At 71.9% G+C, this 13,179-nt stretch carries 18 protein-coding genes; 13 read left to right on the plus strand and 5 right to left on the minus strand.

Annotated elements, in window-relative coordinates; genetic code table 11:
* Positions 1-7 precede the first annotated feature (7 nt).
* The 7 genes from ACZ7L6_RS03750 (at position 8) to ACZ7L6_RS03780 (ending at position 3,504) form a co-directional block, all read left to right on the plus strand.
* Positions 8-532, plus strand: a complete 525-nt coding sequence (locus ACZ7L6_RS03750) for a hypothetical protein (protein ID WP_471920317.1) — start codon at positions 8-10, stop codon at positions 530-532.
* A gap of 16 nt (positions 533-548) precedes the next feature.
* Entirely contained in the window at positions 549-758 is a 210-nt protein-coding gene (locus ACZ7L6_RS03755) for a hypothetical protein (RefSeq protein WP_471920318.1), read from the plus strand.
* Between the two features lie 67 nt (positions 759-825).
* A complete protein-coding gene (locus tag ACZ7L6_RS03760) occupies positions 826-1,176 on the plus strand; it encodes a hypothetical protein (RefSeq protein WP_471920319.1) in 351 nt (116 codons plus the stop codon).
* Positions 1,176-2,099 (plus strand): N-acetylmuramoyl-L-alanine amidase, encoded by a 924-nt coding sequence (locus ACZ7L6_RS03765; protein ID WP_471920602.1) that lies wholly within the window; start codon positions 1,176-1,178, stop codon positions 2,097-2,099. The genes ACZ7L6_RS03760 and ACZ7L6_RS03765 overlap by 1 nt, the downstream gene beginning before the upstream one ends.
* Positions 2,100-2,116: 17 nt before the next feature.
* The gene (locus ACZ7L6_RS03770) at positions 2,117-2,503 is read left to right on the plus strand and encodes a hypothetical protein (protein ID WP_471920320.1); all 387 of its coding nucleotides are present in this window, start codon (positions 2,117-2,119) and stop codon (positions 2,501-2,503) included.
* 36 nt (positions 2,504-2,539) lie between these two features.
* Positions 2,540-2,806: a hypothetical protein gene (locus ACZ7L6_RS03775; protein WP_471920321.1), complete on the plus strand. Its 267-nt coding sequence runs from the start codon at positions 2,540-2,542 to the stop codon at positions 2,804-2,806.
* Positions 2,803-3,504: a collagen-like domain-containing protein gene (locus ACZ7L6_RS03780; protein ID WP_471920322.1), complete on the plus strand. Its 702-nt coding sequence runs from the start codon at positions 2,803-2,805 to the stop codon at positions 3,502-3,504. Before ACZ7L6_RS03775 ends, ACZ7L6_RS03780 begins: the two co-directional genes overlap by 4 nt.
* A gap of 60 nt (positions 3,505-3,564) precedes the next feature.
* Here ACZ7L6_RS03780 and ACZ7L6_RS03785 read toward each other — a convergent pair whose 3' ends face one another.
* Positions 3,565-3,747, minus strand: a complete 183-nt coding sequence (locus ACZ7L6_RS03785) for a hypothetical protein (RefSeq protein WP_471920323.1) — start codon at positions 3,745-3,747, stop codon at positions 3,565-3,567.
* A 33-nt stretch (positions 3,748-3,780) separates the two neighbouring features.
* Positions 3,781-4,338, minus strand: a complete 558-nt coding sequence (locus ACZ7L6_RS03790; RefSeq protein WP_471920324.1) for a flavoprotein — start codon at positions 4,336-4,338, stop codon at positions 3,781-3,783.
* A 119-nt stretch (positions 4,339-4,457) separates the two neighbouring features.
* Between ACZ7L6_RS03790 and ACZ7L6_RS03795 the strand changes: the two genes are divergently transcribed.
* The 4 genes from ACZ7L6_RS03795 to ACZ7L6_RS03810 all read left to right on the plus strand — a co-directional run bounded on the left by ACZ7L6_RS03795 (position 4,458) and on the right by ACZ7L6_RS03810 (position 6,412).
* Positions 4,458-5,642 carry a helix-turn-helix domain-containing protein gene (locus tag ACZ7L6_RS03795; RefSeq protein ID WP_471920325.1) on the plus strand — a complete coding sequence of 395 codons (1,185 nt, stop codon included), beginning with the start codon at positions 4,458-4,460 and terminating at the stop codon, positions 5,640-5,642.
* A 100-nt stretch (positions 5,643-5,742) separates the two neighbouring features.
* Positions 5,743-6,081 (plus strand): hypothetical protein, encoded by a 339-nt coding sequence (locus ACZ7L6_RS03800; protein ID WP_471920326.1) that lies wholly within the window; start codon positions 5,743-5,745, stop codon positions 6,079-6,081.
* Positions 6,078-6,257, plus strand: coding sequence for a hypothetical protein (locus tag ACZ7L6_RS03805; RefSeq protein ID WP_471920327.1), 180 nt, complete (start codon positions 6,078-6,080; stop codon positions 6,255-6,257). The genes ACZ7L6_RS03800 and ACZ7L6_RS03805 overlap by 4 nt, the downstream gene beginning before the upstream one ends.
* Positions 6,254-6,412 (plus strand): hypothetical protein, encoded by a 159-nt coding sequence (locus ACZ7L6_RS03810; protein WP_471920328.1) that lies wholly within the window; start codon positions 6,254-6,256, stop codon positions 6,410-6,412. Before ACZ7L6_RS03805 ends, ACZ7L6_RS03810 begins: the two co-directional genes overlap by 4 nt.
* 121 nt (positions 6,413-6,533) lie before the next feature.
* On the opposite strand, the gene ACZ7L6_RS03815 is transcribed toward ACZ7L6_RS03810, so the two are convergent.
* Positions 6,534-6,767 carry a helix-turn-helix domain-containing protein gene (locus tag ACZ7L6_RS03815; RefSeq protein WP_471920329.1) on the minus strand — a complete coding sequence of 78 codons (234 nt, stop codon included), beginning with the start codon at positions 6,765-6,767 and terminating at the stop codon, positions 6,534-6,536.
* Positions 6,768-6,977: 210 nt separating this feature from the next.
* Between ACZ7L6_RS03815 and ACZ7L6_RS03820 the strand changes: the two genes are divergently transcribed.
* Positions 6,978-7,184 (plus strand): hypothetical protein, encoded by a 207-nt coding sequence (locus ACZ7L6_RS03820; protein WP_471920330.1) that lies wholly within the window; start codon positions 6,978-6,980, stop codon positions 7,182-7,184.
* Between the two features lie 196 nt (positions 7,185-7,380).
* Here the strand turns inward: ACZ7L6_RS03820 and absR1 are convergent, their stop codons facing one another.
* On the minus strand, positions 7,381-8,466 hold the full coding sequence (gene absR1, locus ACZ7L6_RS03825) for a beta-glucuronidase AbsR1 (protein ID WP_471920331.1): 1,086 nt from the start codon (positions 8,464-8,466) through the stop codon (positions 7,381-7,383).
* Between the two features lie 97 nt (positions 8,467-8,563).
* Between absR1 and ACZ7L6_RS03830 the strand changes: the two genes are divergently transcribed.
* Positions 8,564-10,432 (plus strand): LuxR family transcriptional regulator AbsR2, encoded by a 1,869-nt coding sequence (locus tag ACZ7L6_RS03830; RefSeq protein WP_471920332.1) that lies wholly within the window; start codon positions 8,564-8,566, stop codon positions 10,430-10,432.
* 52 nt (positions 10,433-10,484) lie between these two features.
* On the opposite strand, the gene ACZ7L6_RS03835 is transcribed toward ACZ7L6_RS03830, so the two are convergent.
* The gene (locus ACZ7L6_RS03835) at positions 10,485-13,052 is read right to left on the minus strand and encodes a CHAT domain-containing protein (RefSeq protein WP_471920603.1); all 2,568 of its coding nucleotides are present in this window, start codon (positions 13,050-13,052) and stop codon (positions 10,485-10,487) included.
* Positions 13,053-13,179: the final 127 nt, after the last annotated feature.

The raw sequence follows: 13,179 nt of genomic DNA on the forward strand, positions 1-13,179 counted from the left end.
GGACGCTGTGCCATATGAGCCGTGGCAGCCGGGGATGCGGATCACCGCGAACCGGCTGCTGTCGATTTCGCCGACCTGGACGGATTGGGTACCGGTGTGGACCACGAGCACGGGCGCGAACACCCCGTCGTTCGGGAACGCCACCATCACCGCCAAGTACGCGCAGTCCGCCCTCACCGTGTGGTTCCGGCTGGAGATCACCTTCGGGACGACCACGAACTTCGGTGGTGGTGGAGCGAGCGACAACTGGCGGTTCAGCCTGCCCATCGCGGCGGCGGCGACGCAGCTGATCGCCGGGTATGGAGAGGCCCAGGACTCGGCCACCGGCGGCACCCCGTCGTCGCTCCGTGTGCCCTTGCGGCCCCGCCTGACGACCACGACGACGCTCGAGCTCGAAACCAGTGGTGGATCCACCGGCTTCGCGGGGGGATACGCGGCGACGCCGACTGGCCTGATCGATGCTGTCAGTCCGTTCACGTGGGCCAACACTGATGCGATCCGCGTGGTCGGCGAGTACGAGGCCGCGGCCTGACCTTGAGGAGGAGCAGGTGGACTACCCGCACGTGGACGTCCGGGCGTACGACGTGACGAACCCGGAGGTGAGCTGCACGGTGCACCTCTCTGTGGCCAACCCGAGTCTGCCGATCCCTGACGTGTCCGAGCAGGACGTCGTGGATGCGGTGAAGGCGGTGTTCACGCAGCAGCCGAACATCGCGGTGACCGCGCACCGGTACGAGGTCACCGCTTCGCCAGTCTGATCTCGCCTGTCCCGTAGCTGCCCCGTGCCGTCCGGCCGGGGCTTTCTCTATGCCCCAGGGAGGGCACGTGCCACAGCAACAGCCGTCCGTGGGACGGATCGTCCACTACGTCAGTCACGGCACGCCAGTCCGAGGGGACGGCACGCAGGCGTTCAAGTCCGAGTGCCGTGCCGCGATCGTCACCGAAGTCGACTCGGCCGACCCGGGCCGCGTGGGTCTGTGCGTGCTGAACCCAACAGGCCAGTTCTTCCACCCGCTCGCGGCCGGTGGCTGCTCGTACGACGAGGGCGGCGAGACACCCGGGGCGGCGGACTGCCCCAACCCCGAGCGGCACGGTCAGCCGTTCCGCTACTGCGCCTGCGGCTGGATGGAGGCCGCGCTCAAGGGCGGCACATGGCACTGGCCGGAGCGTGTGTGATGGCCACCCCGATGACTCCCGCCGAGTTCGCCGCCGCTCTCCGCAACGAGGGCGCCACCGTCGTCGAAGTCGGCGACTGGCCCAACCACAACCGCAACAGCAAGGGCCCCTGGGGGCCCGTGCACGGCGTGATGATCCACCACACCGTCACCTCCGGCTCAGCCCGCACCGTCGACATCTGCCGCAACGGCTACAGCGGCCTGCCTGGTCCGCTGTGCCACGGCGTCATCACCAAGGACGGCCGCGTCCACCTCGTCGGCTATGGCCGCGCCAACCACGCCGGCCTCGGCGACCCGGACGTCCTGGCCGCGGTCATCGCCGAGCGGACGCCGCCCCTCGACAACGAAGCCTCCGTCGACGGGAATCGGCACTTCTACGGCTTCGAGTGCGAGAATTTCGGCGACGGTCACGACCCGTGGCCCGATATCCAGCTCCTCGCGATCGAGCGGGTGGCCGCAGCGATCTGCCGGCACCACGGCTGGAGCCCCCTGTCGGTGATCCGGCACATGGACTGGCAGCCGGGCAAGTCCGACCCGCGCGGGATCGACTGGGAGGCGATGCAGGCACGCATCGGGAAGAGGCTCACCACGACGGCGACCGCTCCGGCCAAGCCGAAGCCGCTGCCGAAGCCCACGAAGCCCACGGTCGACCTGTCGAGGCTCGTTGCTGCGGCAAGGTCGGACCCGAAGGCGAAGGGCACCCCGGTCACCTACCCGGGCGTCAAGGTCGTCGAGGCCGCCCTCGTGGACGCCGGCCTGCTCGAAAAGCCCCGCCTGGACGGGCACTTCGGTTCCGCGACGGTCGACGCGTACGCGCGGTGGCAGCGGCGCCTCGGCTACTCGGGGACAGCCGCCGACGGCATCCCCGGCAAGACCTCCCTCACCCGCCTCGGCAAGAAGTACGGCTTCAACGTCGTCGCCTGATCGAAAGGAACCCCACCATGCGTGTCTTCGGTAGAGAGCCCGTCGCGATCCTCGCGTTCATCGCCGTCGCCCTGAAGCTCAGCTCGGCCTACGGCTGGAACGTGTCCGCGGAGGACCAGGCCGCCATCATGGCCGTCCTGTCCTGCGCCGTCGCGGTCGCCGAGGCGTTCATCCTCAAGACCGGTGCCGCCTTCGCCGCGATCGTGAACCTCGGCCACGCGGGCATCGCGCTCTTCATGGCCTTCGGGCTCAACATGACCGCCGAGCAGCAGGCCTTGTGGATGCTCTTCATCGAGGGTGCCGTCGCGTTCTTCGTCCGCCGCGAGGTGACCGCGCCCGTGGCCCAGCTGCGGATCGAGCAGACGAGCCCGATGGACCGCGGTTCGCACGCCAAGGCAGCCTGACCTGCCCCATGAGCGCGTCGGGGAAGGGGTGGTGGCGTGGACGCGGCCATGGTGACGGCGATCGCAGCTCTGATCGGCGGTCCCGTGGCCGCGTTGGGCGTCATGTACGGCAGCCGCGGCGCGAACAGGGCAGCCCAGGAGGGCAACGCGGTGACCGGATTCAGCAGCCTGACGAACGAGCTCCAGGAGGAACGCAAGGAGCTGAAGCAGGAGATCGCCACGGCGCGCGCCGAACTGGCCGCGGAGAAGCTGGAGACGGCGCGCCTACGCCTTCTCGTGCAGCAGCTCGGGGGCACGCCATGACCCGAACCCAGATGGTGCTGTACGACAACCGTCGTCTACTGCTGCTCGTGGCAATCCTGCTGACGCTCGGCGGCGGCGTCGCCCTGTCGCTGCTTCTCATCCACCGCGAGGCGGACGCCCGCCAGGACGTCGCGGTGAAGGCCCAGCAGATCGCCGAGGAGGCGGACCTACGGGGCAAGGCAGTGTCCACCCTGGCGGGCGACGTGCGGGCCTTGCGGGAGCAGCTGAAGGCGGCTGGAGAGACTCCGGTGGCGCCGGATCCGACGACGGCCGTGGACGATCTCCCGGAACGGGCGGAGGTGCCGGTGCCGATCCCCGGTCCGCGGGGCGTGCAGGGCGAGAAAGGCGAGCGGGGGGAGCCTGGCGCTTCAGGCGCGCCAGGGAAGGACGGCGAGGACGGGACCGACGGCGCCCCCGGGGAGACCGGGGCAACGGGCCCTCAGGGTGAGACCGGTCCGATGGGGCCTGCTGGCCCTCAAGGCGAACGCGGCCCCCAGGGCGAGCAGGGCGAGCAGGGCCCGCCGGGGCCGCCCGGACAGTCGTGTCCAGAGGGCTACTCGTGGCAGACGCCGAGCTATGACCCCTACGCGCGGGTGTGTAGGCAGGACGGTGCGCCGCAGCCGGAGGAGCCTGGGAACCGGCAGGGGCAGGGGGTGTTGTCGGCTGGGCTGGATCCGCAGCGTAGGCAGTACGCGTAGTTGGTGGTGAGTGGTGTGCCCCCGTCGCTGCCCTTCGGGGCGGCGGCGGGGGCCATTTCGTCATGCCGCCTTCACGACCTCGGCCCGCATCGCCGCCACCCACTCATCCCGCAACTGGTCGTACAACGCCCGCTCCGCCTGCGTCCACTGCCTGCCCTGCGCGCCCCGGACGACGGCGCGGATCGCCTCGTTCACGACCGCAGCAGACCGCACGAGGCCAGGGCCGGAAGGGTTGGGGGACATGCCCTCAGCCTAGCGAGCCAGCCCCCGAATCACTCATGCCGACCGCGGACGCTGCGCGATCCGCCCGGCCGCGTCCAGCGCCAGATGCCACGGGTACTCGCGCGGTTTCCCCTGGCCCGGCTGGTTCGGCACGAACCCACCCTCGCCGTACAGCACGTCCACACCCATCTCACGCAGCTCGACGACGCTCCGCTCGAACTGCCGGTGCTGCACATAGGCTGCGTTCACGCACGGCATCGTCACCATCGGGATGCCCTTGCCGATCCCCTCGGCGACGACCCCGACGACGAAGTCCCGGGTGATACCGAGCGCCCACGCGTTCACCGTGTTGAAGGTGGCCGGCGCCACCAGGATCACGTCCGCCTTCGGCCAAACATCGGGCTCGCCCGGCAGCTTGTACTCCGACCGCACCGGGTGCCCGGTCAGCCGCTCAAGCTCGACCAGCTGGCCGCCGAGCCAGCGCGCCGCGGTCGGCGTCAACCCGAGGCACACATCGAAGCCGCGCTGTTGCGCGTCCTCGATCACCTTCGCCACGTCGAAGACTGGGGGCGCGGCCGAGCCGAACAGATACAGGACACGAGAAGTCGTCATGCCCGTATCCGATCACATGCAACCGCCCCCGCTCCGGGCGGAGTCGAGGGCGGACGCCTGCACTCGCGACCGTCCCGCGAGTACCGTTCCAAGTGGCTGCAAGGAACGAGGAGACCAGTATGCCCAACCTCGACGACGACCACACCGGTACCCGCATCAGGGAACAGCGGAAGCTGGCCAGGCTCACACAGCGCGAGCTCGCCGACCGCATCCCCTACTCATACAGCCTGCTCAACTCCGTGGAATGCGGCCTACGCCCGGCAACCAGTGACTTCGTCGCCGCGGTCGCGCACGCCCTGAAGGTCGACGTCACCATCCTCACGGGACAGCCCTACGTGACCGAATTGCAGCGCGACCGGCTCGCCGAACTGGTCCGCCCCATCCGTGAAGCTCTCGACCTGTACGACCTTGGAGTGAATCCGGACCTGCCCGCCCGGCCGGCGGCCGAACTCATCCAGGAGGCGGACAGACTGTGCGCCGAAGTGCGGGCCACGCACCTACGCAACGCCGCCCGCGCGCTGCCCGGGACGATCGCCGAGCTCACCCACACCGCATGGGCGACCCCGTCGACGAAGCTGTGGCAGGCGCTCGCCTCCACGTACCGCACCGCCCACGACATCACCGTCAAACTCGGCTACTACGACCTCTCGGCCGTGGCCCTGGACCGCATGGCGTGGGCTGCAGAGCGCGCCTCGGACCCGTGCCTCGGCGCGGTACGCCAGTACATGCGGGCCTTGGTGTACTTCCGCGAGGGCGAATACACCATCGGCCAGCGCCTCATCGCCTCCGGCCACGGCATCGTCGGCGCCGCCGACCCCACCCGCGAGGCCCTTGCCGTCACCGGCCAACTCCACCTCGGTGCGTCCGTCATCGCCGCCCGGGCCAGGCAGACGGGCACCGTGGTCAGCCACATCTCCGAGGCCCGGCAGATCGCCAAGAGGATCGGGGACGCCTCCGACATCCACTGGCTCAGCTTCGGCCCGACCAACGTCGCCTTGCACCGGATGTCGGCGGCCGTGGAGATGCGGCACTACGACGCCGCGCTGAAGCAGTCCCGCCGGATCGCGCTCCCGTCGGCGCTCGCCACGTCGCGGCGCGCCCACTTCTTCATCGACCGGGCACGCACAGAGATGGAGACCGGGCACACCGAGGCCGCCCTGCGGTCGCTTGTCGATGCCCGCCATGCGGCGCCGGAGCAGACCCGCTATCACCCCGGGGCCCGCGAGACGATCAGTGGCCTGGTGCACCTCGCCCGCCGGACCCCGGACACGCTCAACCACATGGCTGCTTGGATCGGCCTGTAGGCGCGCCTACAACGCCTACAGATCTGTAGGCGTTGCGCCCTTCCTCAACTCCTACGGTCACACATGTGAGACGGACCACATGCGACCGGGGAGGCACGCGATGATCAGCGACCACAGCAATCAAGCCCCAGGGCTCGTTGAGGCGCTGGAACTCCTGCCCCTCCCTAAGACATCGGGCCTGTCGGACGCGCAGCGCCGTGGCGTCAACTGCGTGTGGTGCGGCATCGTCCTTAACGCCGAGACCGCCCGAAACCTCGGCGAGCGCCCCGCACCCACCGGTGGCTCCATGTTCCCCCGCGGATGCGCCAACTGTGCCCGCTCCAATGCAGTCCGGGTCTACAACGGGCACTCCCGGACCTGCGAGCAGTGCGTGGACGACCCCACCCTGTGCGACACCCGGCGCGCCCTGCGCCGCCTCGCCCTGGATGGACGCCGATGACCTCCGAGCTCACGCCGGTACAGGAAGCGCTGATCGCGCTCGGCAACCACTGCGTCACCTGCCCAACGTGCAAGCCACGCTGGGAGGGCGACACGCCTGTGCACCAGCCGTGCCCGGACGCCAACCAGCTCTACGAGCAGTGGCGGCAGTCGCTCAAGACGGAGGCCCGCCCATGATCTGCGGACGCTGCGACCAGCCGATCCGGCCCGGCGAGCAGTACACCAAGCACAGCAACCCGGGTGCCTCCGGCGGGGGTGACACCGTCTATCGGCACGTCGAGCTGTGCAAGCGGGTGCCGATCCAGACGACGCAGGCGTCGATACGCCACTGAAGCCCCCGGCACCGATCGTCCGCCGTACCGGTGCCGGGATGACGCGGCTGCCACGTCCCCCGCGGGGTGGCCGCACCGGGCCCGCCGCTGTGCGTCTCCCCTGGCGCCGGCGGCGGGTCACCTATCGGACGAGATCAGAGAGCGGAATGTCGAGCGCGTGAGCGATGAGCACCAGATGGTCGATGAGCGTCGCATACGCACCCTGCTCGATCCGGTTGATGGTCTTCCGGTCGAGGTCGGTCAGCTCGCCGAGCTGCTCCTGACTCAGCTTCTTCGCCGTCCTCGCGGCGCGGACGTTGTCCCCGATCTCACGGCGGCGGGCAAGGACCCAGTCGGGCAGCGGATCGGATGGCACCCGTACACGCTCGCGGCCGGGATGATCATTGTCTGTACCATGGTTGGTACATTGCGAGAGCGATTTCTGCCGCGAACGCAAGGCCTGTTCTAATAAAACACCCGTTCGAGTGATGTGATCGTTGCCCCATTGCCTAACGGCGAGGCCGGACCAACGATTTACATGCACCCCCCACGGGTCCGCACCCAGCACACCCACAGGTAGAACCACATGACCGATGAGCAGGCCCGCCCCGACCCGGGACCCCTCACCGACCTGCAACGCACCCGCATTGACTTCGCCCGCCGGGACTACGAATATGCCCGTTCTGAAGACCTCGGCCAACTGGACGCCGCGGGTCTCATCCTCCTCGTCGAGAAGCTGCGCGGGCGGCTGGGCGACGTGCTGGATCTCCTCGACGAAGTCAACCCCAACTGATCGCCCCTAGCCGCTGACGCGGCGTTCGTCGGGCCCGCCGCTACCCCCGTGCGGCGGGCCCGACCTGCGACCGGGCGACGCCACCAATGCCGTGTCTAAGCGACACTGTCCCCCGAAGGCGGCGTACGCCCGGCCGCTTCCCCCGGCGCCGGACTGTGGACTTGTCGCGTCTGCGCGCGTCAGCGGAAGCGCGCTGTCACCAGCACATGACCGCTGTCTCCCCCGACCCCCAGCTGGAGTACAGACGCACCCGGACGACATAGCGGCGGCCCTTGACGAGGCGGGCCTTGACGGTGGCGTTGTGCGGGGTGCCGCCGTCGTCCTGGGCGGTGAGGAAGCGGGGTTCGCCGTCCCGCTCCTCGAAGACCACGACGACCGCGTCGCCGTCCCCGAACGTGCCCACCGTGTACTCGCGGGTCTCCGGCGGCTCGACGACGAAGTCGGCCTGCTCGGCCGGCCCGAGCCGCAGCGGCACCGAACGGAACGGCACCAGCTCCCGCGGCCCCGCCGTCTCGGCCGGCGGGTACCAGCGGCGGACGAACTCCTTGTCGGCCCGGGACAGGACACCCGGCGGGTTCAGGCCCGCCCGGAACTGCTCCGGCTCCAGGATCAGCCCGGCCGCGAACGGGTACTCCATGATCGAGTGCGGGTCCCAGACCGAGCCGTTGACCTCGTCCGGACCGAGCTTGCGCAGGATGTTGAAGAACGTCTTGTCCCGGCTCCAGAAGTTCGGCGGGCCCGCCAGATCGGCGTACACGGCCTCGTCGTCCCAGTGGATGCCGGCGAACGGGCTCTGGTGCTCGTGCAGCATGCCGAGCGCGTGCCCGATCTCGTGCAGGGCCGTTCCGCGCTCCCCGGGCACGGTCAGGTCCCAGCCGAAGTTCATCGTGCGGTCGTTCAGGCCGACCTGGAGCGCGTCCTTGCCGACGGTCGACCAGGAGCCGTCGCCGCGCTGGAACCCGATGCGCAGCTCGGCCTCCGACCGGTCGCCCACCTCCACGAACGACAGCCCGATACCGAGGCCGCGCCACTCCTCGAAGCACTCCCGCACGACGTCCCGCTGTTCCTTGCCGCCGACCCACGACACCGGCCGGACGTGCCCGGTCTCCGGGTCCGGGATCGCGGAGCCGTCGGAGTCCCGGTCGAAGAAGTAGTAGTGCAGCACGGTGCCGTTGACCCACATCCGGTGACCGCTGATGAGCGCACTGAGCCGCTCGGCGGCCAGCCCCGGTGCGAAAACGGGGGCCGACGCCTGCGCGAGGGAGCAGTAGCGTGCGGTCATGCGAACAGGGTGCCGTCGGCCCGGCGCGGGCGCCTGAGTCGGGGGCTACTCAAGTACCTGTGTATCAAGTGTGAGTCACCGCGCTCTTGTTGCCGTGATGAGGTTCGAACGGGACGCGAAGACACTGGAACTGCCCTGGCCGTTCACCGGTCGGAAGAACGAACTCGAACTGGTCCGCGGGTCCTTGACCGCAGGCCGCCATGGAATCGTGATCACCGGTCCGGCGGGCTGCGGCAAGACCCGGCTCGTCACCGAGGCCGTCCGCGGCACCGACTGCGCCAGGGTGGCCGGCACCCCCGAGACCCGTGGGATCCGCTTCGCCGCGTTCGCCCATCACGTCCCCGAGACCGCCTCCCTGCACGCCGCGCTCCAGCACATGTCCGGCGTACGGCTGCTGCTGGTGGACGACGCGCACCTGCTGGACGACGCCTCCGCCGCCCTGGTCCATCAACTGGCCGTGCACGGACGCACCCGTCTCCTGGTCGTCACCACCGACGGCGCCCCCGTCCCGGGCGCGATCTCCCGCCTGTGGACCGGCGAACTCCTGCCCCGCCTCACCCTGGAGCCGCTGCCCCGCGAGGAGACCGGCCGGCTCCTGGCGGGCGCAGCCGCGGGCGAGGCCCTCGAGCCGCTCACCGTGAACCGGCTGCACCGCCTGTGCCAGGGCGACCTGCGGCTGCTGCGCGACCTGGTGGACGCGGTACGCGAGCGCGGGCTGCTGACCCGCGTCCCGGACTCGGACGAGTGGGCATGGCGCGGCCCCGTACCGGTCACCCCGGCCGTACGGGAGCGCACCGCGCGGGTCCTCGACCGCACCGGCCCCGAAGAGCGCGAGACCCTCGACCGCCTCGCCTTCGCCGAGCCGTTGCCGCTGGACCCGGAGCTGGACCGACTCGATCTGCGCGCCCTCGAACAACTGGAGGCCGACGCCCTGGTCCGCGTGGACGACCGGGGCGCCGTCCGCCTCGCCCACCCCCTGCACGGCCCGGTGCTGCGGGCCGCGGCCGGCAGGCTGCGGGCGAGGCGGCTGTCCCTGCGCCGGCCTTCGGCCGGAGGGACTCCCGTACCGCTTCGCTCGCCGGACCGGTGCGGCCCCGCCCTCGACGCCGAACGCGCCGAGCTGAGCCGCCGCATCCGGCAGGCGGACGTACGCGCCACGCCGACGCCCGTGGGGGAGTGGCTGGTCGCGGAGGGCGCCCCGATGCCGCCGCGATACGCGGCCGTACGCGCCCGGTTCGCGCGGCTGCGCGGAGAGCTGCGCGAGGCCGCGGCGTGGGCGAGGGAGGGGCTGCGGGACGGCACCGACGATCACTCCTGCCGTCTCGAACTGGCCCTCGCCGCAGTGCAGTCGGGCGACACGCCGACTGCGCACAAGATCCTGGGTGGCCGCTCCCACGGGGGTGGGGCGGTCACCCGGCCGGCAACGGCCCGCAACGCCGCCGACGGGGCTGTCGAGGCGCTCACCGGCGATCCGTACGACGCGTACGACGCCGTCCGCCGTGGCACCCCCGAGCTTGCCGAGGGCCGCCTCACGGGCGTCTTCGCCGCGCACGCCGTCGCGCTCGCCCAGGGCGACGGTCCCGCGCTCGACCGGGTGGCCGAACAGCTTCAGGAGCGCGGCTTCCTGCTCTTCGCCGCCGAGGCGCACGCCCAGGCCGTACGGGCCCACCGCGACCCGCGCGCCGCCCGCACCGCACGCACGCGTGCCGTCGCCCTGGCCCGCCGCTGCCAGGGCGCCCGCACCCCGGCACTGTCCGGGCTGGCCCTGGGCGAGTTGACCGCCCGGCAACGGCAGATCGTCACGCTGGCGGCAGCGGGACTGAGCAACCGGCAGATCGCCGAGAAACTCACCCTCTCCGTCCGCACGGTCGGCAACCACCTGTACAGCGCCTACACCCGCCTCGGCGCCGGCGACCGCGGCGCCCTGCCGTGGCTGGTAGAGCTGCCGGACACGCAGTCGGCGTAAGGGAGTTGACCAGACCGGGGCCCACCACACCGCACCCCGACCTGTCGATCGATCAGGCCGCTCCGAACGCCGAGAACGCCCACCCCGTCGCCTGATGCAGCGCGTCGCCCGGCAGCGCCGCCCGCGCGTCGCGCAGCGCCTGTGCCAGGGAGAGCCCCTCGCTCAGCCCCTTGTGCAGGGCCAGCATCAGGGGGACCACCGCGGCGTCGTTGACGGGTGCCGTGCACGCCACCACCCCCGCCGTGCCCAGCGGCAGCAGCGCGGTGACCAGGCCGAGCAGCTCGTCGGCGCCGACAGAGGCGAAGCGGGCGGTGTCGCAGCAGGAGAGGATGATCCGGTACGGGCTGCGGTCCAGGCGTTCGAAGTCGTGGACGATCAGCGGCCCGTCGGCCATCCGCAGCGACGAGAACAGGGGGCTGTCCGCGCGGAACGTGCCGTGGGCCGCGATATGGGCCAGCGCGGCGCCGTCCAGCTCCTCCAGCACGCGCGGCACGCGCGCGTCGGCGTGCTCCAGGACGACCGCACCGCCGTACCGGCAGGCCAGATGGGGCACCTCCGCGCCGCCCGTCGCCAACCCCGGCCCCCGCACCAGCACATGGCGCCCGCCGGGCGGCGGCTCGGTCTCCCGGGCGCGCAGCCAGCCGCTCGCCGACGGCGACACGCTGAGCACCCGCTCCCGCAGCGACGGCAGCAGTGCCCACGGCACCCGGTGCAGCCGGGCCGGCGGTACGACCACGACGGGGCCGTCGCCCAGATGCGCCGCGGCCGGACCGAGCAGCAACTCCTCCAGGCGCCGGCCCGCGGCCTCCACCACCGGCAGCCGCCCCTCCGCACCCGGATGCGCCAGCCGCCGCAGCCCCGCCTGGACGTGCTCGGCCTCGGTCTCCGCCTCCGCCAGCAGCCCGGCCTCGAACCGGCGCACCCGCCCCTGCCCGCACAGCAGCACCTGAACCCGCCCGTCCAGCACGGCGAGTTCGGCCAGCCGTACGTCGTCGCCCAGCCGCTGCAGCAGCCGGCCCGGGTCGAAGCGGTAGCCGTCACCGGGCGTCTCGCCGCGCAGGTGCAGCGTCCGGGACCGGATCTCCCGCTCCAGGCGCCGCTGTTCGCGCTCCAGCGCCGGAACGGGCCGGGCCTCCATACGGGCGGCCTCCGCGCGGGCCGCGATCTCCCGGAACGCGGTCAGGTCGCTCTGCAGCTCCGGGTCGGCCGGCGGCCTGGTCGGCGGCGTCGACAGCGCGGTGGCCCGCCAGCGCTCGCTCCACACCAGCAGCCGCCGGGGGCTGCCTGAGTCGAGGCTGGCCTGCTGGGCCAGCGCCGCGAGTTCCGCGCCCTGCGCGGTGGCACGGGCCCTGAGCTCCGAGGCGCCGAGTGTCATACGGTGGTCGTCGAGTACGTCGAGGCCGCGCCGGCAGGCCTCCAGGACGCCCCGCCCCGACCCTGCCGCCCGGGCCCGCAGCGCCTGCGCCGCCCAGCCTGTCATCCGCGCCAGCGGCGGCCCGCTGCGCCTGCTGCGGGCGGCGACCGCCAGATGCCGCTCGGCATCGGTCCGCCAGCCCAGGCCGAGCGCGATCCGGCCCGCCAGCAGCGAGGCCTCCGGCGCGGCCGGCGCGCCGAAGAAGGCCAGCCGCTCCGCGACCGCGGCCGCGTCGGCCACCAGCCGCCCCGAACTGCGCCCGGCGGCGACCCGCGCCTCGATCAGCACCAGCCGGGCGTGCGACTCCCACCAGCTGCGCCGCTGCCCCGCGAACAGCCGTACGGCCATGTCCGCACGCGCGATAGCGGTGTGCGCGTCGCCCGCCGACAACGCGGCACGCGCGGCGGCCAGCAGCAGCTCGGCCTTGCGGGTGGACTGGCCGCCGATGCCGTCGAGCACGGCGATGGCCGCGTCGGCCTCGGCCAGCGCCTCCGGGGCCAGCCCGGCGGCCATCAGCACCTCGCAGCGGCGGATGTTGAGCATGAAGGTCGGCGTGCCGAGCTTGGCGTACCGCTCCTCGGCCTCGTCGAGCAGCCGAAGCGCCGCCGGTATGTCGCCCGACCGGAACGCCGCGAGACCCCGGCTCTCCACCGCGTCGGCCTTGTCGTGCTCCTGGCCCGTGGTGTCCCAGAGCGCCTCGGCCGCGGTGAAGTCGGCGTCCGCGCGGTCCACGGCGCCCACCGCCAGATGCACGGTCGCCCGCAGCGTCAGTGCCCGCGCCGTCCAGATGACGTCGTCCACCTGCCGCAGCACGGGTATCGACCTGCGCACGTCCTCCAGCGCCTCGCGGTGGTGGCCCAGGACCCAGCGGGCGTAGGCCCGGCGGTACAGCACCCGTGCGCGCGTGTGTCCGCTCCCGCGCGCGACCCCGCGCTCCAGCGCGGCCAGCCCCTGCTGAGTGCGCCCCGCGTGCACCAATGCGACCCCGAGCGCCGCCAGGGCGTCCGCCTCCCGGTCGGCCGAATCCGCGCGTGCCGCGAGATCCCGGGCACGCCGCAGGTGATGGAGGGCGATGCGCATGTCGCCCCAGTCCCGCTGCCAGATGCCGATCACCTGGTGGGCGACGGAGGCGTGCAACGGCGACGGATCGGCGTCGAGCACCCCTTCCGCCCTCGCCAGCGCGTCGTTCGGGGCGGCGAACACCATCGGCAGCAGTTCGAGAACCGAGTCGCTTCCCGCTGTCACTCAACGGATGGTAGTTGCCGCGGAACCGTGCCACACGGGTTTGGCGCTGTATCAATGAGCGACCGCACGGCTCTGACTGACGATAGTC

The sequence above is a fragment of the Streptomyces sp. NPDC107522 genome (assembly GCF_055657525.1).